The 21,411-nt window shown below is 53.4% G+C and carries 19 protein-coding genes and 1 rRNA gene; 9 read left to right on the top strand and 11 right to left on the bottom strand.

Annotation, left to right across the window (positions count from 1 at the left end; genetic code table 11):
• The first annotated feature begins 33 nt into the window (after window positions 1-33).
• A 5S ribosomal RNA gene (gene rrf, locus O1721_RS03460) occupies window positions 34-149 on the top strand.
• A gap of 99 nt (window positions 150-248) precedes the next feature.
• Here the strand turns inward: rrf and mobB are convergent.
• Window positions 249-752: a molybdopterin-guanine dinucleotide biosynthesis protein MobB gene (gene mobB / locus O1721_RS03455; RefSeq protein ID WP_032649913.1), complete on the bottom strand. Its 504-nt coding sequence runs from the start codon at window positions 750-752 to the stop codon at window positions 249-251.
• Window positions 749-1,333, bottom strand: coding sequence for a molybdenum cofactor guanylyltransferase MobA (gene mobA / locus O1721_RS03450; RefSeq protein WP_017694040.1), 585 nt, complete (start codon window positions 1,331-1,333; stop codon window positions 749-751). Before mobA ends, mobB begins: the two co-directional genes overlap by 4 nt.
• Before the next feature lie 68 nt (window positions 1,334-1,401).
• Here mobA and O1721_RS03445 point away from each other — a divergent pair, with 68 nt between their 5' ends.
• The 3 genes from O1721_RS03445 (at window position 1,402) to dsbA (ending at window position 3,384) form a co-directional block, all read left to right on the top strand.
• Window positions 1,402-1,671 carry a YihD family protein gene (locus O1721_RS03445; RefSeq protein WP_003861904.1) on the top strand — a complete coding sequence of 90 codons (270 nt, stop codon included), beginning with the start codon at window positions 1,402-1,404 and terminating at the stop codon, window positions 1,669-1,671.
• A 75-nt stretch (window positions 1,672-1,746) separates the two neighbouring features.
• A complete protein-coding gene (locus O1721_RS03440; RefSeq protein ID WP_023295647.1) occupies window positions 1,747-2,733 on the top strand; it encodes a serine/threonine protein kinase in 987 nt (328 codons plus the stop codon).
• Between the two features lie 27 nt (window positions 2,734-2,760).
• Window positions 2,761-3,384 carry a thiol:disulfide interchange protein DsbA gene (dsbA, locus tag O1721_RS03435; RefSeq protein WP_032649911.1) on the top strand — a complete coding sequence of 208 codons (624 nt, stop codon included), beginning with the start codon at window positions 2,761-2,763 and terminating at the stop codon, window positions 3,382-3,384.
• 22 nt (window positions 3,385-3,406) lie between these two features.
• Here dsbA and O1721_RS03430 read toward each other — a convergent pair whose 3' ends face one another.
• On the bottom strand, window positions 3,407-4,315 hold the full coding sequence (locus O1721_RS03430) for an acyltransferase (RefSeq protein ID WP_032620765.1): 909 nt from the start codon (window positions 4,313-4,315) through the stop codon (window positions 3,407-3,409).
• A 439-nt stretch (window positions 4,316-4,754) separates the two neighbouring features.
• Here O1721_RS03430 and polA point away from each other — a divergent pair, with 439 nt between their 5' ends.
• Together polA and spfP are read left to right on the top strand one after the other, a co-directional pair.
• A complete protein-coding gene (gene polA / locus O1721_RS03425) occupies window positions 4,755-7,547 on the top strand; it encodes a DNA polymerase I (protein WP_017382666.1) in 2,793 nt (930 codons plus the stop codon).
• A 166-nt stretch (window positions 7,548-7,713) separates the two neighbouring features.
• Window positions 7,714-7,761 (top strand): small protein SpfP, encoded by a 48-nt coding sequence (gene spfP / locus O1721_RS03420; RefSeq protein WP_071892919.1) that lies wholly within the window; start codon window positions 7,714-7,716, stop codon window positions 7,759-7,761.
• Between the two features lie 98 nt (window positions 7,762-7,859).
• On the opposite strand, the gene yihA is transcribed toward spfP, so the two are convergent.
• Window positions 7,860-8,489: a ribosome biogenesis GTP-binding protein YihA/YsxC gene (gene yihA / locus O1721_RS03415; protein ID WP_003861913.1), complete on the bottom strand. Its 630-nt coding sequence runs from the start codon at window positions 8,487-8,489 to the stop codon at window positions 7,860-7,862.
• A 579-nt stretch (window positions 8,490-9,068) separates the two neighbouring features.
• Here yihA and yihI point away from each other — a divergent pair.
• Together yihI and hemN are read left to right on the top strand one after the other, a co-directional pair.
• On the top strand, window positions 9,069-9,584 hold the full coding sequence (yihI, locus tag O1721_RS03410) for a Der GTPase-activating protein YihI (protein ID WP_015569898.1): 516 nt from the start codon (window positions 9,069-9,071) through the stop codon (window positions 9,582-9,584).
• Between the two features lie 188 nt (window positions 9,585-9,772).
• Window positions 9,773-11,146, top strand: a complete 1,374-nt coding sequence (gene hemN, locus O1721_RS03405) for an oxygen-independent coproporphyrinogen III oxidase (RefSeq protein WP_032649908.1) — start codon at window positions 9,773-9,775, stop codon at window positions 11,144-11,146.
• A 100-nt stretch (window positions 11,147-11,246) separates the two neighbouring features.
• On the opposite strand, the gene O1721_RS03400 is transcribed toward hemN, so the two are convergent.
• From O1721_RS03400 to glnA, 4 genes are all read right to left on the bottom strand, one after another.
• Window positions 11,247-11,357: a YshB family small membrane protein gene (locus O1721_RS03400; RefSeq protein WP_017382667.1), complete on the bottom strand. Its 111-nt coding sequence runs from the start codon at window positions 11,355-11,357 to the stop codon at window positions 11,247-11,249.
• Between the two features lie 110 nt (window positions 11,358-11,467).
• Window positions 11,468-12,880: a nitrogen regulation protein NR(I) gene (gene glnG, locus O1721_RS03395; protein WP_003861919.1), complete on the bottom strand. Its 1,413-nt coding sequence runs from the start codon at window positions 12,878-12,880 to the stop codon at window positions 11,468-11,470.
• 11 nt (window positions 12,881-12,891) lie between these two features.
• Window positions 12,892-13,941, bottom strand: coding sequence for a nitrogen regulation protein NR(II) (gene glnL, locus O1721_RS03390; RefSeq protein WP_003861923.1), 1,050 nt, complete (start codon window positions 13,939-13,941; stop codon window positions 12,892-12,894).
• A gap of 167 nt (window positions 13,942-14,108) precedes the next feature.
• Window positions 14,109-15,518 (bottom strand): glutamate--ammonia ligase, encoded by a 1,410-nt coding sequence (glnA, locus tag O1721_RS03385; RefSeq protein ID WP_003861925.1) that lies wholly within the window; start codon window positions 15,516-15,518, stop codon window positions 14,109-14,111.
• 377 nt (window positions 15,519-15,895) lie between these two features.
• On the opposite strand from glnA, the gene typA reads away from it, so the two are divergent.
• Entirely contained in the window at window positions 15,896-17,719 is a 1,824-nt protein-coding gene (gene typA, locus O1721_RS03380; RefSeq protein WP_003861927.1) for a ribosome-dependent GTPase TypA, read from the top strand.
• Window positions 17,720-17,798: 79 nt separating this feature from the next.
• On the opposite strand, the gene ompL is transcribed toward typA, so the two are convergent.
• The 3 genes from ompL to O1721_RS03365 all read right to left on the bottom strand — a co-directional run bounded on the left by ompL (window position 17,799) and on the right by O1721_RS03365 (window position 21,410).
• Window positions 17,799-18,485, bottom strand: coding sequence for a porin OmpL (gene ompL / locus O1721_RS03375; RefSeq protein ID WP_003861929.1), 687 nt, complete (start codon window positions 18,483-18,485; stop codon window positions 17,799-17,801).
• Between the two features lie 74 nt (window positions 18,486-18,559).
• A complete protein-coding gene (locus O1721_RS03370; protein ID WP_017694044.1) occupies window positions 18,560-19,984 on the bottom strand; it encodes an MFS transporter in 1,425 nt (474 codons plus the stop codon).
• A gap of 43 nt (window positions 19,985-20,027) precedes the next feature.
• Window positions 20,028-21,410 carry an MFS transporter gene (locus O1721_RS03365; protein WP_006808723.1) on the bottom strand — a complete coding sequence of 461 codons (1,383 nt, stop codon included), beginning with the start codon at window positions 21,408-21,410 and terminating at the stop codon, window positions 20,028-20,030.
• Between the last annotated feature and the right edge of the window lies 1 nt (window position 21,411).

Below are 21,411 nucleotides of genomic sequence, written 5' to 3'. Positions count from 1 at the left end.
TATTTTCAGCCTGATACAGATTAACAGAATTTGCCTGGCGGCTTTAGCGCGGTGGTCCCACCTGACCCCATGCCGAACTCAGAAGTGAAACGCCGTAGCGCCGATGGTAGTGTGGGGTCTCCCCATGTGAGAGTAGGGAACTGCCAGGCATCAAACAAGTGAAGAGGCCATCCGGAAGGATGGCCTTTTTGCGTTTGTTTGTTGAAAAACGGCAGGCCGGGCAAGGCGAAGCCGCCACCCGGCAGATCTCAGACTGCACACCACGCCAAAATAAACGCTGCAATCCCCTCCACATTATTCAAATCCAGAACCGGTACTTCCAGCGACAATGCAACGTCACTGGCCACGGCAATCACATGCTCATCCAGCATTAGTTCGCTAACATCATGCCCGGCGCCGTTTCTGAACAGCAAGATCTTAGGCACGGCCTCATGCTTAAACCCCTCAACCAGCACCAGATCCAGCATGGAGTGATCCATCCGGCTGACAAGATAAACGAGATCCAGCGGTGCTTCATCCGGTGTTTCTGTCATTAACGCCCAGCGCTGGTTACTCGCCACCATCGTTTGTGCAGCGCCAGCCTTACGCAGCTCATAGCTATCTTTCCCCGGCTTATCGACATCCATGTTATGGTGCGTATGCTTAATCAATCCGGGACGAATGCCTTTGGCGCAAAGTGCAGGTATTAGTTTTTTTAGCAGCGTAGTCTTCCCGGTGCCACTCCAGGCAGAGATCGCTAATACGGGTATCATTTCTTCTCCTGCATTATCTGCAAATCTTCCGTCGTGTTTACATTCACAAACGCCGATTTCATGTCGCTGAAATCAACGGAATGCCCTCCGGACTGACGCATAAATACCATAACGCGTCGCTCTCCTGCGGCCAGGTAATCTTCCAGCGCTGATATTAACGAGCGATTAATCAATGCGATCGTTGGATGGTCGCGTTCACCGTCGTGTACCCAGACGACGGGAGCACCACCGCGCCGCTGCACCAGACGTTCAACCAGGCAGGACGGGATGAAGGGCGTATCACATGAACAAAAGAGAAACCACTCTCCATGCGACTGCTGCATAACGGAAAGCATTCCCGCCAGCGGACCGGGGTAGTCCACCAGGTTATCCTGATAAACCGGATACCCGCTGCGCTGATAAATATCAACATGTCGGTTAGCGCTGATCGCCATCGAGGACACCTGATCTGCAAGCGTATCAGCAACATGCTGCCATAATGGTGTGTTGTTCAGGAGCTGAAGCCCCTTATCCTTTCCGCCCATTCGCGTTGCCCTGCCCCCGGCCAGAACAACTCCGATGATTTCCTGGCATTGATTCACGAATATCGCCTCTTTTATTGTGGGATTGACCCTGCTAACGTGTCTCTCTAAATGAAAGGAGCACTACCATGAAATGTAAACGTCTTAATGAAGTCATTGAGCTTCTCCAGCCGGCCTGGCAAAAAGAGCCAGAGCTGAATCTGATGCAATTTTTACAGAAACTGGCGAAAGAGTCAGGTTTTGATGGCGAACTGGCAGACCTTTCTGACGACATCCTGATCTACCACCTGAAAATGCGTGACTCGGCTAAAGATGCTGTTATTCCTGGCATTCAGAAAGATTATGAAGAGGATTTTAAAACCGCATTACTGCGTGCCCGAGGCGTAATTAAAGAGTAAAAGCTTGTAAGCGGAGCCACCGAAATCGCCACAAGATGATATCCTGAATCATTCGTATAATTTCCGGATGATCGGATGAACGACCAGGCTTTTACTTTCCAGACACTACACCCGGATACCATTATGGATGCGCTGTTCGAACAGGGTATTCGGGTGGATTCCGGGTTAACCCCTTTAAACAGCTACGAAAACCGTGTCTACCAATTTCAGGACGAAGAGCGCCAGCGCTTTGTCGTAAAGTTTTACCGTCCACAGCGCTGGTCCGCAGAACAAATTCAGGAAGAGCATCAGTTTGCCCACGATCTGCTGGATGACGATGTTCCCGTTGCGGCACCCATTAAATTCAATAACCAAACGCTGCTGACCCATCAGGGCTTTTACTACGCGGTATTTCCGAGCCTGGGCGGAAGACAGTTTGAGGCAGATAATATCGATCAGATGGAATGGGTTGCCCGCTATCTGGGGCGCATTCATCAGACGGGGCGTAAAAAACCGTTTGTTGCCCGTCCGACGATTGGTGTTCAGGAATATCTTATTGAGCCGCGACAGGTATTCGAAACATCGGCGCTGATCCCGAATGCGCTAAAGGATAATTTCCTCACGGCGACCGATAAGCTTATTGATGCTGTAAAAGCCTGCTGGCGGGATGATATTACTACTCTGCGCCTGCACGGTGACTGCCACGCCGGGAATATTCTCTGGCGTGATGGCCCACTATTTGTCGATCTTGATGACGCACGTATGGGACCCGCGGTGCAGGATCTGTGGATGCTGCTCAACGGTGATAAAGCCGAGCAGCGCATGCAGCTTGAGACCATAATTGAAGCTTATGAAGAATTTAGCCCCTTTAATTCAGACGAAATTGCCTTGATAGAACCTTTACGTGCGATGCGATTTGTTTATTATCTCGCGTGGTTAATCAGGCGTTGGGAAGACCCGGCTTTTCCCCGAAATTTCCCCTGGCTTACCGGGGAGGATTACTGGCGCAACCAGATATCCACATTTACCGCGCAGGTTAAGGTTCTACAGGAACCCCCTTTGCAATTAACGCCGATGTATTAATTGGACACACCCAGGAGAGAGTTAATCATGAAAAAAATTTGGCTGGCGCTGGCTGGTATGATTCTGGCATTTAGCGCAACTGCTGCGCAGTTTACCGACGGCAAGCAGTACATTACGCTGGACAAGCCTGTTGCTGGCGAGCCTCAGGTGTTGGAGTTCTTCTCCTTCTACTGCCCGCACTGCTACGAGTTTGAGCAGGTACTTCATGTTTCTGACAACGTGAAGAAAAAGCTGCCGGAAAGCACCAAAATGACGAAATACCACGTTGAGTTCCTTGGCCCACTGGGTAAAGATCTGACTCAGGCATGGGCGGTCGCGATTGCGCTGGGTGTGGAAGATAAGATCACCGCGCCACTGTTTGAAGCCGTACAGAAAACCCAGACCGTACAAACTACGGCAGATATCCGTAAAGTGTTCGTGGATGCCGGTGTTAAAGGTGAAGACTACGACGCTGCCTGGAACAGTTTCGTGGTGAAATCTCTCGTGGCACAGCAGGAAAAAGCTGCCGCTGACTTCCAGTTGCAGGGCGTGCCGGCGATGTATGTTAACGGCAAATACCAGGTGAATATGCGTGGTATGGACACGACCAGCATGGATATCTTCGTACAACAGTACGCTGATACCGTGAAATACCTGGTTGAGAAAAAGTAACAAACATAAAGAAAAACGCCGGTCACTGACCGGCGTTTTTGTATGAAGATTTAATCTTAGCTATCTGCTCGTCTTTCTCTTTCCAGAGTGTATTAAGCCAAAGCTGGAAACGACGTTTGAAGTTTTTATCGTTGACATAATCCCCGTGCAGTTCAGTGTTGACGGGCATCAGATCAACGCGGACAACGATACGCGTCAGCCTGCCGCTGAGCATATCGTAGAACGGCGTCCTGTCATTTTCCGGATAGCAGAGCGTTACGTTCAACAATTTATCGAACTGCTCACCCAGCACGTTGAGCGCCATTGCGATGCCCGCAGCCTTTGGCGGCAACAGGTTCTGATAAGGAGAACGAGTCTGCTGGCGCTTCTCTTCGGTAAAGCGTGATCCTTCGACGAAGTTAACAATGGTGGTGGGATGCGCGCGAAACTTCTCGCAAGAACGGCGCGTGGTTTCCACGTCCTTACCGCGGCGTTCCGGATGACGAATTAAATAGCTGCGTGAATAGCGTTTCATAAACGGCATATCCAGCGCCCAGCAGGCCAGTCCAATGAAAGGCACCCAGGCCAGCTGCTGTTTCAGAAAGTATTTGTTCATCGGAATGTGTTTGCGAAACAGTACGCACAATACAACGATGTCGGCCCAGCTGTGGTGATTGCAGATCAGCAGATACCAGTTCTTTTTGTTCAGCTTCTCCAGCCCCTGAACATCCCACTTCAGCCAGGGGTTCAGATGCAGCAGGATCGCCAGCCCTTCACACCAGCAGTACATCATAAAATTACAAAAAGCAGACACTGCGCGCCATACCGGAGGGACAGGCAGCAGAAGTTTAATTATTCCGGCAACGATGATTGGCACAGAACAGGCGATGGTAACCAGAATAGTTAAAATGACGCTTAACCATAATGTTATCGCTGCGAGTATTCTCGACATAATGAATTTATTCAGATAGTTAGCTGTAATTGAGCAGCCGGCTATCCGGTGCTGGGCGCCGATCTTATCAGAAATTCGCTCAGACCAGGGCAGTTTCACACCAGGAGGCTGCGGCTTTTCCTGCCAGGCAGCGAATTTTTGCATATAGACAGAGTGCTTAAGTCTTATATCCACATAGACTAAATAAACATCAGTGAAGCGCGATCTTAAGTGATCTTATAGCAATGCTTTGATTTTATTATATAAATAAGTTTTCAGTATCACTTTTATAAAGCTGTTATTCACCTGTATTAAAAATATGCACAAACTTATCCACAGTTTTGTTTTGCGAGCGATCTTCCCGATCGCAAAATCTTTTTCTGTATAAAGCGCTAAAACCTGATGTTTTCATCCTTCTGTGGCATCCTTTACCCATAAATTCATAAAAGGCACGGACATTATGGTTCAGATCCCAGAAAACCCACTTATACTCGTCGATGGCTCTTCTTACCTGTATCGGGCGTATCATGCGTTTCCTCCTCTGACCAACAGCGCAGGGGAACCTACCGGCGCAATGTACGGCGTGCTGAATATGCTTCGCAGCCTGATTCTGCAATACCACCCAACCCATGCGGCCGTGGTGTTTGATGCGAAGGGTAAAACCTTCCGCGATGAATTATTTGAGCATTACAAATCTCACCGTCCCCCTATGCCTGACGATCTGCGTGCGCAAATTGAACCGTTGCACGCTATGGTGAAAGCGATGGGGCTGCCACTGCTGGCGGTCTCAGGCGTTGAAGCTGATGACGTAATTGGTACCCTGGCGCGCGAAGCGGAAAAAGCAGGCCGCCCGGTTCTGATCAGTACCGGTGATAAAGACATGGCGCAGCTGGTAACGCCCGGGATCACGCTGATCAACACCATGACAAACACCATTCTTGGCCCGGAAGAAGTGGTCGCCAAATATGGCGTGCCGCCAGAGCTCATTATTGATTTCCTCGCCCTGATGGGCGATTCCTCGGATAACATTCCTGGCGTACCGGGCGTAGGCGAAAAAACAGCTCAGGCGCTGCTGCAAGGGCTGGGCGGGCTGGATACGCTGTATGCAGAACCCGACAAAATTGCCGGTCTTACCTTCCGTGGCGCAAAAACCATGGCCGGAAAGCTCGCCGATAACAAAGAGGTGGCTTATCTCTCCTATCAGTTGGCCACCATCAAAACTGACGTAGAGCTGGAGCTTACCTGCGAGCAGCTGGAAGTGCAGGAACCCGCCGCCGCCGAACTGCTTGGCCTGTTCAGAAAATACGAATTTAAACGCTGGACCGCGGATGTTGAAGCCGGGAAATGGCTTCAGGCGAAAGGGGCTAAACCTGCGGCGAAGCCGAAAGAGACCATCGTTGTCAATGCCGAAGAGCAGGCAGAAGAAGAGGCGGTAGCGCTCTCCTTCGACAACTATGAAACCATCCTTGAAGAGTCACGGCTCATCGCCTGGATTGAAAAGCTGAAAAAAGCGCCAGTATTTGCTTTCGATACCGAAACGGACAGCCTTGATAACATTACGGCTAATATGGTGGGCCTGTCATTCGCAACGGAGCCGGGTATTGCAGCCTATGTTCCGGTGGCTCACGACTATCTGGATGCGCCGGAGCAAATCTCCCGCGAGCGCGCCTTAGAACTGCTGAAGCCGATTCTGGAAGATGAGAAAGTGCTGAAGGTTGGGCAAAACCTGAAGTACGACCGCGGTATTCTGCAAAACTACGGCATTGAGCTGCGTGGTATCGCTTTCGACACCATGCTGGAATCTTACATTCTGGACAGCGTGGCGGGCCGCCATGATATGGATTCCTTATCCGATCGTTGGCTGAAACACAAAACCATCACCTTTGAAGAAATTGCCGGTAAGGGCAAAAATCAGCTGACCTTTAACCAGATCGCGCTGGAAGAAGCAGGCCGCTACGCCGCGGAAGACGCTGACGTCACGCTACAGCTGCATCTCAAAATGTGGCCGAAATTGCAGAAGCACGAAGGGCCGCTGAATGTGTTCCAGAACATTGAGATGCCGCTGGTGCCTGTGCTGTCCCGCATTGAGCGCAATGGCGTTAAAATCGACCCAACGGTGCTGCATAACCACTCTGGTGAGCTGGCGCAGCGCCTGACCGAGCTTGAACAGAAAGCTCATGAGCTTGCTGGCGAGGCATTTAACCTGTCTTCACCGAAACAGCTGCAAACCATCCTGTTTGAAAAACAGGGTATCAAGCCGCTGAAGAAAACCCCGGGTGGCGCCCCTTCAACGTCTGAAGAGGTGCTGGAAGAGCTGGCGTTGGACTATCCGCTGCCAAAAGTTATTCTGCAATACCGTGGTCTGGCTAAGCTGAAATCGACCTATACCGACAAACTGCCGTTGATGATCAACCCGAAAACGGGCCGCGTGCACACCTCCTATCACCAGGCTGTGGCGGCGACCGGGCGACTTTCGTCAACCGATCCTAACCTTCAGAACATTCCGGTGCGTAATGAAGAGGGCCGCCGTATTCGCCAGGCTTTCATTGCGCCAGAGGATTATCTGATTGTCTCCGCGGACTACTCGCAAATCGAACTGCGTATTATGGCGCACCTGTCACGCGACAAAGGCCTGCTGACGGCCTTTGCCGAAGGGAAGGACATCCACCGGGCAACCGCTGCCGAAGTGTTTGGGCTGCCGCTGGAGAGCGTGACAAACGAGCAGCGTCGTAGTGCAAAAGCGATCAACTTCGGTCTGATTTACGGCATGAGTGCCTTTGGTCTTTCACGCCAGCTCAATATCCCGCGTAAAGAGTCGCAGAAGTATATGGATCTCTACTTCGAGCGGTATCCGGGCGTGCTGGAATATATGGAACGTACCCGCGCACAGGCGAAAGAGAAAGGCTACGTTGAAACGCTGGATGGCCGTCGTCTCTACCTTCCGGACATCAAATCCAGCAACGCCGCGCGCCGGGCTGGTGCTGAACGTGCTGCGATCAACGCCCCTATGCAGGGCACTGCGGCGGACATCATTAAACGCGCAATGATTGCCGTCGATGCCTGGCTCGAAAAAGAGAAACCGCGCGTGAAAATGATCATGCAGGTACACGATGAACTGGTCTTTGAAGTTCATAAAGACGATCTGGAGACGGTCTCTCAGAAGATCCATGAACTGATGGAAAACAGCATGAAGCTGGACGTACCATTGCTGGTGGAAGTGGGTAGCGGCGAAAACTGGGATCAGGCTCACTAAGGGTTATCGGAATAACGCGCGTTTTATGTAAGTAAGCAACATAAGTACGCGCGTTTTGTGACGATCATTAGAATTCCCTATGTAAAGAATGAAAAAAAACTACAAAAAGTGCTTTGTCCAGCGATAAAAAAAGAGTAGAGTTAACGACGTAGGGTACAGAGGTAAGATGTTCTATCTTTCAGACCTTTTACTTCACGTAATCGGATTTGGCTGAATATTTTAGCCGCCCCAGTCAGTAATGACTGGGGCGTTTTTTATTGCGGCAAAGAAAGTTTCAGGCGAAAAAAAGCGCGGTCATCGCCGCGCCTGTTGTTACTCTGCTTCCGCTTCAGTCGCCGGTTCCAGATCGTTAAACCAGCTGTCGAGCTTCTGTCGCAGTTTATCCACGCCCTGCTTTTTCAGCGAGGAGAACGGTTCAACCTGTACATCACCGTTGAATGCCAGCACCGCTTCACGAACCTTGTTCACCTGCGCCTTGCGCGCGCCGCTTGCCAGCTTATCCGCTTTTGTCAGCAGCACCAGCACCGCAATATCGCTTGCCACCGCCCAGTCAATCATCTGCTGGTCGAGATCTTTTAGCGGATGACGAATATCCATCAGCACCACCAGACCTTTCAGACACATGCGTTTTTCCAGGTATTCGCCCAGCGCACGCTGCCATTTGATCTTCATCTCTTCCGGTACCTGCGCGTAACCGTAGCCCGGTAAATCGACCAGGCGTTTGCCTTCAGCCACTTCAAACAGGTTAATCAGCTGAGTACGGCCAGGTGTTTTCGAGGTACGCGCCAGGTTTTTCTGATTGGTGAGCGTATTCAGGGCACTGGATTTTCCCGCATTGGAGCGGCCAGCAAATGCCACTTCAATCCCTGTGTCTGAGGGCAGGTGGCGAATATCGGGCGCACTGGTGACAAAATGCGTCTGTTGGTAGTTCCAGGTAGTCACGTGGTCGTCTCCAAAAATCGTAATCTGCGGGGATTATACCTGAATGCGGGCAAAAGGCTTTTCCCTTCGTCATTGACATGTAAGTGAAAGCCCTACGGAATGTAAGAGATCTGCCCTAAAGCGTATGAGAAATTTAAGAGAAATCGCAGGCGCTAAAAAACTCAAAATATTAAAATTCAAAGAGTTATTAATGAGTAATTATCTGAAAATCCGGTTTTGTACCTTTTCATAGCTTGTTAGTTTAAGGGAACAAGGTAAAGTGTGTGCCAGGGCGAGGATGCCAACAGGATAACGACTTAAGGATAAGGGTCAGGAGCGCCAGGAGGCGAAGACTCAGGATTGTCAGGACGACCGGCGCCTGGAGGCGTTTTTAACAGGAAACGGAACCGTATCACGGACGGTAGTAGCCAAGGGATAAACAGGGTTTGTTGCAGGCAAACAGGGAATGTCTGACCCGTTAAGGGTTGTGAGTCAGGAAAAAAGGCGACAGATTGCTCTGTCGCCTTTTTTCTTTGCTTGCTTTCTGCTAGATTTCGCCGCAATTCTATACTGAAGAAAACGACTTAAAGATAAAACATCATGAAAAAACCGACCTCCGCTGCGGGCGTGAAACGCCCTGCAAAAGCACGCCGCAAAACGCGCGAAGAACTGAATCAGGAAGCGCGCGATCGCAAACGCGATAAAAAACATCGTGGCCATGCTGCGGGTAGCCGTGCTAACGGTGGCGGTGCCGCAGGCGCTTCTGCAAAAGGCAAACAGCAGAAAGATCCTCGTATCGGCAGTAAAACTCCCATTCCACTGGGCGTGACAGACACGCCGGTCACTAAGCAGCACAAACCAAAGAGCGAGAAACCTATGCTTTCACCGCAGGCTGAGCTGGATATGCTGGAGAACGATGAGCGCCTGGATGCGCTGCTGGAACGTCTTGAAGAGGGTGAAACCCTGACCGCTGAAGAGCAGTCCTGGGTGGACGCCAAACTGGACCGCATTGATGAACTGATGCAGAAGCTGGGTCTGTCCTACGATGATGAAGAAGACGAAGAGGAAGATGAAAAGCAGGAAGATATGATGCGTCTGCTGAAAGGTGGAAACTAACATTTGCACCCGGCAGGTACACTCGTCCTGCTTATAACCCTTCCGGTTATATGTTATCTGGTGTGGTTATTCGTTAAACTACGGCGGTTGTCGCGGCGACAGAAGTGGCTGCGCACCCGAATGATGTCCCGCAACGGGACCAGAACGGGCCGCCGTATACGAACGCGACACCAACGGAAGGAGTGAGCATGTCTGTACCATCTATCGACTGGGATTTGGCCCTGATCCAGAAATATAACTATTCCGGGCCGCGTTATACCTCATACCCCACCGCGCTGGAGTTTTCTGACGCTTTCGGCGAGGCGGATTTTCAGCAAGCTGTGGCGCGCTATCCCGAGCGCCCGCTGTCGCTCTACGTCCATATTCCGTTCTGCCATAAGCTCTGCTACTTCTGCGGCTGCAATAAAATCGTTACCCGCCAGCAGCACAAAGCCGATCAATACCTCGATGCGCTCGAACAGGAAATTCTGCACCGCGCACCGCTGTTTAAAGGGCGTCACGTCAGCCAACTTCACTGGGGCGGTGGTACGCCAACTTATCTGAATAAAGCGCAGATCAGCCGCCTGATGGCGCTGCTGCGCGGCAATTTTAGTTTTAACGACGACGCCGAAATTTCGATCGAGGTCGATCCGCGTGAAATCGAGCTGGATGTGCTGGATCATTTACGCGCCGAAGGTTTCAACCGCCTGAGTATGGGCGTACAGGACTTCAACAAAGAAGTACAGCGCCTGGTAAACCGCGAGCAGGACGAAGCGTTTATCTTTGCCTTACTCAACCATGCGCGTGAAATCGGCTTTACCTCAACGAATATAGACCTGATTTACGGCCTGCCGAAGCAGACGCCGGAGAGCTTCGCCTACACGCTTAAACGCGTGGCTGAGCTTAACCCGGACCGTCTGAGCGTCTTTAACTATGCGCACCTGCCGACGCTGTTCGCCGCTCAGCGCAAAATCAAAGATGCGGATCTGCCTTCCGCCCAGCAGAAGCTGGACATTTTGCAGGAGACCATCGCCTCGCTGACCGAAACCGGCTATCAGTTTATCGGAATGGATCACTTTGCCCGCCCTGACGATGAGCTGGCGATTGCCCAGCGCGAAGGTGTTCTCCACCGTAACTTCCAGGGCTACACCACCCAGGGCGATACCGATCTGCTCGGAATGGGCGTCTCCGCCATCAGCATGATTGGCGACTTCTACGCCCAGAATCAGAAAGAGCTGAAGCTGTACTATCAGCAGATAGACGAAACCGGCAACGCGCTGTGGCGCGGCATTGCGCTAACGCGCGACGACTGCATCCGTCGGGACGTGATTAAGGCGCTTATCTGCAACTTCCGTCTCGAATTTCGCGAGGTGGAGTCGCAATGGGATCTGCAATTCAGCGATTACTTTGCCGAAGACCTGAAGCTTCTGGCGCCGCTGGCGAAAGACGGGCTGGTGGATGTGTCGGAGAGTGCGGTTGTCGTCACGCCGAAAGGACGTCTGTTGATTCGTAATATCTGCATGTGCTTCGATGCCTATCTGCGTCAGAAGGCGCGTTTACAGCAGTTCTCGCGGGTGATTTGAGCTGTAATGCCGGGTGGCGGCTTTGCCTTACCCGGCCTACTTAAGTGCGAGATGTAGGCCGGGTAAGCGAAGCGCCACCCGGCTTTTCATCGACAGCTCGTTAGCTAAACAGCCCAACCAGTGCCGCACACAATACCGCCGCAACGGCAGTTTGTGGCGTGTGGCTTTCTGCTGCTCCGCTCGAAAGCAAAGTCACTAATGATTCCAGCATGATGCTCCCCCCTGTTTCCGGGCACGATCATACAAAACTCATCGGAACAGTAAAGCGCAAAATAACGGCACTTTGCGCTCAATTAGTAACCTTTACACAGCGGAGTAAGATCACTCCATTCCCAGCTCTTTCAGCTTGCGCGTCAGGGTGTTTCGACCCCATCCCAACAGGCGAGCCGCTTCCTGTTTGTGGCCCTGGGTATGACGAAGCGCGGTAGTCAACAGCGTGCGCTCCATCTCAGGCTGCGCTTCGGAGAGCAGATTTTGATGACCGGAACGCAGCGCGCGATCTGCCCACTGCGCCAGCAGCGTCGCCCAGCTGTCCGGCAGCGCATGTCCGGCGGTGCTTTCGGGCACGGTGGCTTCAAACAGCTCGGCGGGGAGATCCTGAATCAACACTTCCTGTCCGGCGGCCATTACGGTCAGCCAGCGACAGGTGTTTTCCAGCTGACGCACGTTGCCCGGCCACGCCAGACGGGTGAGGGCGGCATCCGTTTCCGGATGAAGCTGCTTGGCTTCCACGCCCAGCTCGCGGGCCGCCACTTGCAGGAAATGGCGCGCCAGACGCGGGATATCTTCCCGACGCTCGCGCAGCGGCGGGAGGTGGACGCGGATCACGTTCAGACGATGGAATAAATCCTCACGGAATTTCCCCTCCTGCACGCGCAGCTCCAGGTTCTGGTGCGTCGCGGCAATAATACGCACGTCCACCTTCACCGGCGCATAGCCGCCCACGCGGTAAAACTGGCCATCTGCCAGCACGCGCAGCAGTCGGGTCTGAACATCCAGCGGCATATCGCCGATTTCATCCAGGAATAGCGTTCCGCCGTCAGCCTGTTCAAAGCGTCCCTGACGAATGGTATTTGCCCCGGTAAACGCCCCTTTTTCGTGGCCGAACAGCTCAGATTCAATCAAATCTTTGGGGATCGCCGCCATGTTCAGGGCGATAAAGGGCGCTTTCGCCCGCGGGCTGTGGCGATGCAGGGCGTGCGCGACCAGCTCTTTACCGGTCCCTGATTCACCGTTAATCAAGACGCTGATAGACGAGCGCGACAGACGCCCGATGATGCGAAACACGTCCTGCATGGCTGGCGCTTCACCGATGATGTCCGTCGTAGGCCCGAAATCCGGCGCGTGGCGGGGCTGCTGTTGCTCCTGATAGTGGCTGATGGCGCGTTCGACCAGGGCAACGGCTTCGTCGATATCAAACGGTTTTGGCAGGTAATCAAACGCCCCCTGCTGGTAGGCGCTAACGGCGGCATCCAGGTCGGAGTGGGCGGTCATTATGATGACCGGAAGCATGGGGTGGCGCTGTTTGATCTGCTTTAAGAGCGCCAGTCCGTCCATGCCCGGCATGCGAATATCCGAGAGCAGAACGTCCGGCGTTTTGGTGGTGAGTGCGTCGAGCACTTCGCTGCCGCTCTCAAACGTCGTGCAGCTTAATCCCGCTCCTGTGAGCGCGCGTTCAAGCACCCAACGGATGGAGCTATCGTCATCGACTACCCAGACTATCCCTCGTTGCATAAACGTCACCTTTATTTTTTAATCGGCAGGAAAACCGAAAACTCGGTATGTCCCGGCCAACTGGTAAATTCAATTTTGCCGGAGTGTTGGTCAATCAAATTACGGGCTATGGATAACCCCAGCCCGGTGCCGCCTTCGCGACCGCTGACCATCGGGTAGAACAGGGTGTCCTGGAGATGCGGCGGGATCCCCGGCCCGTTATCTTCCACATCAATACGTGCCGCCAGACGATAACGCACGCCGTGCAGCGTCAGCTGGAATGCGGTGCGGGTACGCAGAATAATTTCGCCACCCTCCGGGCCCAGCGCCTGCAACGCGTTACGCACAATGTTCAACAGCACCTGTTCAATCTGGTCTGGATCGTGCGCCAGCTCCGGCAGGCTTGGGTCGTAATCACGCACCAGCGTGACGTTATCCGGCAGCTCCATAGAGACGAGTTTCACCACCCGCTCCGCGACCTTGTGAATGCTTTCTGAAACATGCATCCCCGGCTGCTGCGGCCCGAGCAGGCGATCGACCAGATTACGCAGACGGTCCGCCTGCTCGATAATGACGTTGGTATACTCCGCCAGGGCAGGGTCAGGCAGCGCTTTGGTCAAAAGCTGTGCCGCACCGCGTAAGCCACCCAGCGGGTTTTTAATTTCATGAGCCAGCCCGCGTACCAGGTCGCGCGCCGCAATCTGCTGAGCATGCTGTAGCTGCTCCTGGCTGAGACGACGCTGGTTATCCATCGGCGCCATTTCCAGCAGAATCATGCCATCTGGCAGGCGCTGTGCGGTGAGGGACAAAATATGCGAGCGTCCGTCAATCACCAGCGTCACTTCGTTATCGGTGAAGCCCTGACCCGCCTGCAAACTCTCCTGCATCAGACCAATATTCAGCGAGAAATAGCTCAGCAGTTCAGGCAGCGGCGTGCCAAACAGTTTACGGGCGCTTTGAGCGAGCAGCTGCTGCGCCGCCGGGTTGGCGTAATGCACCGCCAGTTCGTCGTCGACCAGCAAGATACTGTTAATCAAAGAATTGAGGATCTGCCCAGCATCGGGCAGCGTGCCAGTTGCCATTCAGCAGTCTCCTGGAGTCGTTGCACTATTTTAGTGCAGTATAGCGTTTTAGAGGTAAAAAGCGCGTGAGATCAGGTTGTTGGTGGAGAAAAAAGCCCATCCGAAGATGGGCTAAAGTTTCCACGGCAACTACTCCCGACGCGTATGCGCCGGGTAAAACAAATCAATTAAACGCTGTAGTACAGTTCGAACTCAACCGGGTGCGGCGTCATGCGAACGCGGTCGTTTTCTTCGGTACGCAGCGCGATGTAAGCGTCGATCGCTTCATCGGTGAACACGCCGCCAGCGGTCAGGAACTCACGGTCTGCGTCCAGCGCTTGCAGGGCTTCTTCCAGCGAGCCGGCAACCTGTGGGATCTCTTTCGCTTCTTCTGGCGGCAGGTCGTACAGGTTTTTGTCCATGGCTTCGCCCGGGTGGATCTTGTTCTTGATACCGTCCAGACCGGCCATCAGCAGTGCTGCGAAGCACAGGTATGGGTTAGCCGCCGGGTCCGGGAAGCGCACTTCGATACGACGCGCTTTCGGAGACGCCACCACCGGGATACGGATAGAAGCAGAACGGTTACGGGCAGAGTACGCCAGCATCACCGGTGCTTCGTAGCCTGGGACCAGACGCTTGTAGGAGTTGGTGGTCGGGTTCGCCAGGGCGTTGATCGCTTTAGCGTGTTTGATAACACCGCCGATGTAGTGCAGCGCCTGCTCAGACAGACCCGCGTATTTGTCGCCAGAGAACAGGTTGGTGCCGTTCTTGGACAGGGACATGTGGCAGTGCATACCGGAACCGTTGTCGCCGAACATGGGTTTTGGCATGAAGGTCGCGGTTTTACCGAAACGGTGCGCAACGTTGTGCACAACGTATTTGTAGATCTGAATCTCATCCGCTTTTTTGGTCATGGTGTTGAAGCGGGTTGCGATTTCATTCTGGCCAGCCGTTGCCACTTCGTGGTGGTGCGCTTCAACAACCAGGCCCATCTCTTCCATGATCAGACACATGGTAGAACGGATGTCCTGTGAAGAATCGACCGGAGGAACCGGGAAGTAACCGCCTTTCACGCCCGGACGGTGACCTTTGTTACCACCTTCGTATTTGGTGGAAGAGTTCCATGCGCCTTCGATGTCATCGATAGCGACGTGGGAACCAGAAATGGAAGCACCAAAACGGATGTCATCGAACAGGAAGAACTCTGGCTCAGGCCCGAACAGAACGGTGTCTGCGATACCGGTAGAACGCAGGTACTCTTCAGCGCGTTTTGCGATGGAGCGTGGGTCACGGTCATAGCCTTGCAGCGTGCCAGGTTCCAGGATATCGCAGCGGATGATCAGCGTAGGTTCTTCGTAGAACGGGTCAATGAGCGCAGTGGTTGCATCTGGCATCAGAACCATGTCGGATTCGTTAATGCCTTTCCAGCCGCCAATGGAGGAGCCGTCAAACATTTTGCCTTCTTCAAAGAATTCGGCGTTCACCTGATGAGCAGGGATCGTGACGTGCTGTTCTTTACCTTTGGTATCGGTGAAGCGCAGATCAACAAACTTCACTTCATGTTCGTTCAGCATCGTCAAAACGTGTTCAGCGGACATACTTAACTCTCCAGATTGGTCATTGTCGTCGTGGTAACGAGGTCTTCAAATCGGCTGGGCTGCCATATTTTTACTGTATTTCTGTAAAGCGAAATCTGTGCCAACTTTTAAAACACCCCAAAAAGGCGTTATCATGCGCACCATAGTGCAGAAGGGCTGCACCACATTGGATTTGTTGCACCATTATAGTGCTTCTGTGTGAACATCGAGCACCATATTGGTGCAATTTACGTTAAAGTGCCCTTTTACCGCTCCGTGAAAGCGATCACAAAGCATCTCTGCAATACTTGTTTGCGGGGGATGTTTGTGATCCTGTTTTGTAGTGCGATTAATCCGTGTACAATAACGCGCTATTTCTAAATGCCTGAGGCAAAGTTGTGATCGAAAAATTGCGTAATATCGCCATCATCGCGCACGTCGACCATGGTAAAACTACCCTGGTTGATAAGCTGCTACAGCAGTCCGGTACGTTTGATGCTCGTGCCGAAACTCAAGAGCGTGTGATGGACTCCAACGATTTGGAGAAAGAGCGTGGGATTACCATCCTCGCCAAAAACACCGCTATCAAATGGAATGACTACCGTATCAACATCGTTGATACCCCAGGGCACGCCGACTTCGGTGGTGAAGTTGAGCGCGTGATGTCCATGGTGGATTCCGTGCTGCTGGTGGTTGACGCATTTGATGGCCCTATGCCGCAAACGCGCTTCGTGACCAAAAAAGCATTTGCCCACGGCCTGAAACCTATCGTTGTGATCAACAAGGTTGACCGTCCTGGCGCGCGTCCTGACTGGGTTGTTGACCAGGTCTTCGACCTGTTCGTTAACCTCGACGCGACCGACGAACAGCTGGACTTCCCTATCGTTTATGCGTCTGCGCTGAACGGTATCGCCGGTCTGGATCACGAAGACATGGCGGAAGACATGACTCCGCTGTACCAGACGATTGTTGACCGCGTTCCTGCGCCAAACGTTGACCTGGAAGGCACCCTGCAAATGCAGATCTCTCAGCTCGACTACAACAACTACGTTGGCGTAATCGGCATTGGTCGTATCAAGCGCGGTAAAGTGAAGCCTAACCAGCAGGTCACTATCATCGATAGCGAAGGCAAAACCCGTAACGGTAAAGTCGGTAAAGTTCTGACTCACCTGGGTCTTGAGCGTATCGAGAGCGACATCGCTGAAGCGGGCGACATCATCGCCATCACCGGTCTGGGTGAACTGAACATCTCCGACACCATCTGCGATCCGCAGAACGTCGAAGCGCTGCCAGCCCTGTCCGTTGATGAACCAACCGTATCCATGTTCTTCAACGTCAACACCTCTCCGTTCTGTGGTAAAGAAGGTAAGTTCGTTACCTCTCGTCAGATCCTTGACCGCCTGAACAAAGAGCTGGTGCACAACGTTGCGCTGCGCGTTGAAGAAACCGAAGACGCTGATGCATTCCGCGTTTCGGGTCGTGGTGAGCTGCACCTGTCTGTTCTGATTGAGAACATGCGTCGTGAAGGTTTCGAGATGGCGGTTTCCCGTCCGAAAGTTATCTTCCGCGAAATCGATGGACGTAAACAAGAGCCATTCGAAAACGTAACGCTGGATGTTGAAGAGCAGCACCAGGGTTCTGTGATGCAGGCACTGGGTGAGCGTAAAGGCGACCTGAAAAACATGAATCCAGATGGCAAAGGCCGCGTACGTCTCGACTACGTGATCCCAAGCCGTGGCCTGATCGGCTTCCGTTCTGAGTTCATGACCATGACTTCCGGTACCGGTCTGCTGTACTCCACCTTCAGCCACTACGACGACGTTCGTCCGGGCGAAGTGGGCCAGCGTAACAACGGTGTACTGATCTCCAACGGTCAGGGTAAAGCGGTTGCGTTTGCGCTGTTCGGTTTGCAGGATCGCGGTAAGCTGTTCCTGGGCCACGGTGCTGAAGTTTACGAAGGCCAGATCATCGGTATTCACAGCCGTTCTAACGACCTGACGGTAAACTGCCTGACCGGTAAGAAACTGACCAACATGCGTGCGTCCGGTACTGACGAAGCAACGGTTCTGGTTCCACCGATCAAGATGACGCTGGAGCAGGCTCTGGAATTCATCGATGATGACGAACTGGTCGAAGTGACGCCTCAGTCAATTCGTATCCGTAAACGTCACCTGACCGAGAACGATCGTAAACGTGCAATGCGCGGTGCGAAAGAAGACTAATTCGGTTATGCCGTAGGCCGGGTAAGCGCAAGCGCCACCCGGCAACGAAAAAGCCGCTGAGCGATCAGCGGCTTTTTTATTAGAACGAATACCGCAACCCTAACCGGATCCGGTACTGCTCGCGGTTGTAATCATTCCATCGGTCCAGCCACTGTAGCTCAAGATACGGCAGCCAGTTTCTGTCGATTTTATAGCTGAACTTGTTAGTAATTTCCCAGTGATGATCTTTGCCATTTTTGCTGTGGTAATCATTCACCCGCTGGAAAAAGTGCGGCTCAAAGGTGTAGAAAAACGCATCCGTCACTTTGAAATTCCAGTAGTTGGCAAATTCATGTGTGTCGTTCTTATCCATCTGCCCGTTATAGTCCGGCGTATCATAATTGTTATGGTTATAGCGATAGCGGAACGTCAGATTAAACCAGTCCGTAAATTTATAGTTAGTATCTAAATAAACCGCGCCACCTGATCCTGCGCTGCTGTCATTAATCAAGCCGCCGGGCTGGAAGGTCAGTTTGTCGGTCGGTTTGAAGAGTGGATACCACCCCTCGATTTCGTTATAGCTGTGTTTCAGTTCGTCCCATTTCCCCACGTTATAAGCGTTGGTGAACATCAGTCCCGCGCCCATATCGAAGTTATAGCCTGCACGCAGGATCACTTCGTGCAGCTCAGAGGCGGTGTTGTAGGCTTCGCGCGTTTCGACATAGGCCCCGGCAAAAACCGGGCAGGACACAGACGACACGATCAGTACAGTAATGATTCTTTTCATAATTTGTCCATGTATCAGGTACAGAAAGGCCTCCCTCCTGATAAACAGGAAGGACATAGTGGCCGGATTTATTGTTATAAAGTGACTGCTGACGCTTTATTGTTGGTGGTTATCTCAGGGGTATTTGCTGTCTGTTTTTTCCGTTTTCCAATCTCCTCGATAATAAAGGCGAAGCGCGCTTCGTTGAGTTTATAAAACAGCCCCATGGTCACGGCGGCAACGATCGCCAGGCCGCACGGCCAGAGGAAAATAAGCTGACGCAACCCCAGCAGCGTGCCCGCGCTCTGCACGGCATGCGGGATGTAGCCAATCTGGGTCAGCATGATACCGGGCAGAAAACCGGCCAGCGCCGCGGAGATTTTGCGCGAGAAGGTATAGCCGGTATACACCGACCCTTCGGCGCGGATCCCGGTTTTCCACTCGCCGTAATCAACCGTATCCGGCACCAGCGCCCAGTTCAGGCTGTTCACAAACGCGGTGCCGAAAAAGGCCATGCAGGAAAAGAGCACGAACAGCAGGGAACTGGTCCCCCAGACGAAGTTCAGTACGTCGCCCACCGCCCACAGCGTCAGCCCGCCCAGATAGACCGGTTTCTTGCCAAAGCGCTTCACCGCGCCAGGCACCAGAAACACGCCAATCAGAATGCAGCCCATGCTGAAAAAGCCCATCCACGACAGGAGATGCAGATCGTTCAGCACGTACTGGGTGTAATAGACCTGAATCGCCAGCTTGATGTTAAACGCGGCGAGGGTACACAGGTTGGCGATGCACAGCACCAGCAGCGGCGGGTTACGGAAAATCGCGCAGAACGATTTCAGAATGCCGGGCTTATGGTGATCGGGCGTAAGCTCGACGTAGCGCTCTTTCACCCCGCTGTAGCACCACCACATGCAGAACAGCCCCCCGGTGACGAACACCAGCGCGGCCACCAGATAGCCGAGTGAGGGCTGGCTGACGAACAGCGCCTGAATCGGCATAAAGCCGACGGTGCAGAGCAACAGCCCTACCGTTGCGCCGCCCTGACGCCACGCCGCAAGCTGCGCGCGCTCGTTCGGGTTTTTGGTGATGGCCGGAACCATTGCACCGTAGGCGCAGTTCATCAGGCTGTAGCAGAGGCCAAACATCATGAAGAGCACGGTGGCGAGGGCCGTTTTGACCGTCAGGCTAAAGTCGTTGGCCATAAACTGCGCCGTCGCGACCAGCGCCACCGGCACGGAGGCGTAAAGAATGAAGGGCCGGAATTTCCCCCGCGCGCCGATGTTACGCCGGGAGTCCAGCAGCACCCCGGTCAGCATGTCGGTAAACGCGGTGAAAAACTTCGCGACGAGGAAAATAATGCCGCCATAGAACGCCGGCATGCCCAGTTCATCGGTGTAGAACTTCAGCAGATACAGCGTGCCAATACACAGCATCAGATTCGAGCCAAAATCGCCCATCCCGTAGGCGCACTTCTCTCGCAGGCTCAATTTCAGGGTTAACGGATCAGTATTATGTGTCATGGTCGATCCTCAAAGCGCCCCGCAGGGCGCTCAATCACGTCATTTATGCCGTACGTTTGCGCAGCTCAATTTCTTCCACGATGCGCACATACATCTTCTCGTTAAGGTTGTAGAAGCAGCCCATCGCCACGATGGTGATGACCGCCAGCAGGCTCGGATAGATAAATATCAGCTGCCGCAGCCCTTCAACCGTGCCGGCGGATTGCACCACGTTGGGCACATAGCCGATCTGCGTGAGCATGATCCCCGGGAAGAAGCCCGCCAGCGCCTGGGATACCTTACGGAAGAAGGTAAAGCCGGTGTAGACCGTCCCCTCGGAGCGCACGCCGGTGCGCCACTCGCCGTACTCCACGGTATCGGAGACCAGCGCCCAGTTCAGGCTGTTCACGAACGCGGAGCCGAAGAACGCCAGGCAGGAGAACGCCACAAAGCTCACCGAGCCGCCGCCGAAGAAGTAGTTAAGCAGATCGCCTGCCACCCAAATCGTCAGCCCGCTGATGTAGACCTTTTTCTTGCCGAAGCGCCGCACCGCGCCGGGCATCATAAAGACGCCGATAAAAATACAGCCCATGCTGAAGAAGCCCATATACGACAGCAGGATCGGGTCGTTCAGCACGTACTGCGTGTAGTAGACCTGAATGGCGAGTTTGACGTTAAAGGCGCCCAGCGTGCACAGGTTAGCGATGCACAGGATAAACAGCGGACGGTTCCCGGCGATGGCGCGAAACGACTGCAACAGCCCCGGTTTCTGCGCCGGGTTAGCAGGCTGCGTCTCGACGTAACGCTCGGTTACGCCTTTATAGCACCACCACATAAAGAACAGCCCGAACAGCGAGAAGAGGGTGGCGGCAAAGATGTAGCCTAGCTGGTCATTGCCCTCAATGAGATTCATCACCGGGACAAAGCCCACCGTACAGAGCAGCAGGCCCAGCGTAGCGCCGCCCTGACGCCAGGCGGCCAGCGAAGCACGCTCGTCCGGGTTTTTGGTAATGGCGGGCACCATCGCGCCGTAGGAGCAGTTCATCATGCTGAAGAACAGGCCGTACAGCATGAACAGCACCGTCGCCATCACCGTTTTACCGGTGATTTCAAACGGTGTGCCGACGAAGTTGGCAATCGCCAGCAACGTTACCGGGAAGGCTGCATACAGCACGAACGGGCGGAATTTCCCTTTCGGGCCGATCTTGCGCCGGGAATCGAGCATGATCCCGGTGCCCATGTCGGTGAAGGCGGTAAAAAACTTCGCAATCAGGAAGATAATCCCGCCGTAGGTGCCAGGCAGACCCAGCACGTCGGTGTAGAACTTCAGCAGATACAGCGTGCCGATATCAAGCAGGATGTTAGAGCCGAGATCGCCCATCCCGTAGGCGAGTTTTTCTTTAAACGGCAGGCGCAGGGTTGCCGGATCAGAAGTATGTTGACTCATT

The sequence above is a fragment of the Enterobacter cloacae complex sp. HYC033_NIDB genome (genome assembly GCF_056673335.1).
The sequence above is the reverse complement of the archived record's forward strand: the minus strand, read 5'-3'. Positions and strand labels throughout refer to the sequence as shown.

Bases quoted from the DNA above. Each gene is read 5' to 3' on its own strand.
- O1721_RS03440 (WP_023295647.1), top strand. From the start codon at position 1,747: ATGAACGACCAGGCTTTTACTTTCCAGACACTACACCCGGATACCATT.
- glnG (WP_003861919.1), bottom strand. From the start codon at position 12,880: ATGCAACGAGGGATAGTCTGGGTAGTCGATGACGATAGCTCCATCCGT.
- glnL (WP_003861923.1), bottom strand. From the start codon at position 13,941: ATGGCAACTGGCACGCTGCCCGATGCTGGGCAGATCCTCAATTCTTTG.
- hemN (WP_032649908.1), top strand. From the start codon at position 9,773: ATGTCTGTACCATCTATCGACTGGGATTTGGCCCTGATCCAGAAATAT.
- O1721_RS03445 (WP_003861904.1), top strand. From the start codon at position 1,402: ATGAAATGTAAACGTCTTAATGAAGTCATTGAGCTTCTCCAGCCGGCC.
- yihI (WP_015569898.1), top strand. From the start codon at position 9,069: ATGAAAAAACCGACCTCCGCTGCGGGCGTGAAACGCCCTGCAAAAGCA.
- glnA (WP_003861925.1), bottom strand. From the start codon at position 15,518: ATGTCCGCTGAACACGTTTTGACGATGCTGAACGAACATGAAGTGAAG.
- O1721_RS03400 (WP_017382667.1), bottom strand. From the start codon at position 11,357: ATGCTGGAATCATTAGTGACTTTGCTTTCGAGCGGAGCAGCAGAAAGC.
- O1721_RS03365 (WP_006808723.1), bottom strand. From the start codon at position 21,410: ATGAGTCAACATACTTCTGATCCGGCAACCCTGCGCCTGCCGTTTAAA.
- polA (WP_017382666.1), top strand. From the start codon at position 4,755: ATGGTTCAGATCCCAGAAAACCCACTTATACTCGTCGATGGCTCTTCT.
- dsbA (WP_032649911.1), top strand. From the start codon at position 2,761: ATGAAAAAAATTTGGCTGGCGCTGGCTGGTATGATTCTGGCATTTAGC.
- O1721_RS03430 (WP_032620765.1), bottom strand. From the start codon at position 4,315: ATGTCGAGAATACTCGCAGCGATAACATTATGGTTAAGCGTCATTTTA.
- mobB (WP_032649913.1), bottom strand. From the start codon at position 752: ATGATACCCGTATTAGCGATCTCTGCCTGGAGTGGCACCGGGAAGACT.
- O1721_RS03370 (WP_017694044.1), bottom strand. From the start codon at position 19,984: ATGACACATAATACTGATCCGTTAACCCTGAAATTGAGCCTGCGAGAG.
- ompL (WP_003861929.1), bottom strand. From the start codon at position 18,485: ATGAAAAGAATCATTACTGTACTGATCGTGTCGTCTGTGTCCTGCCCG.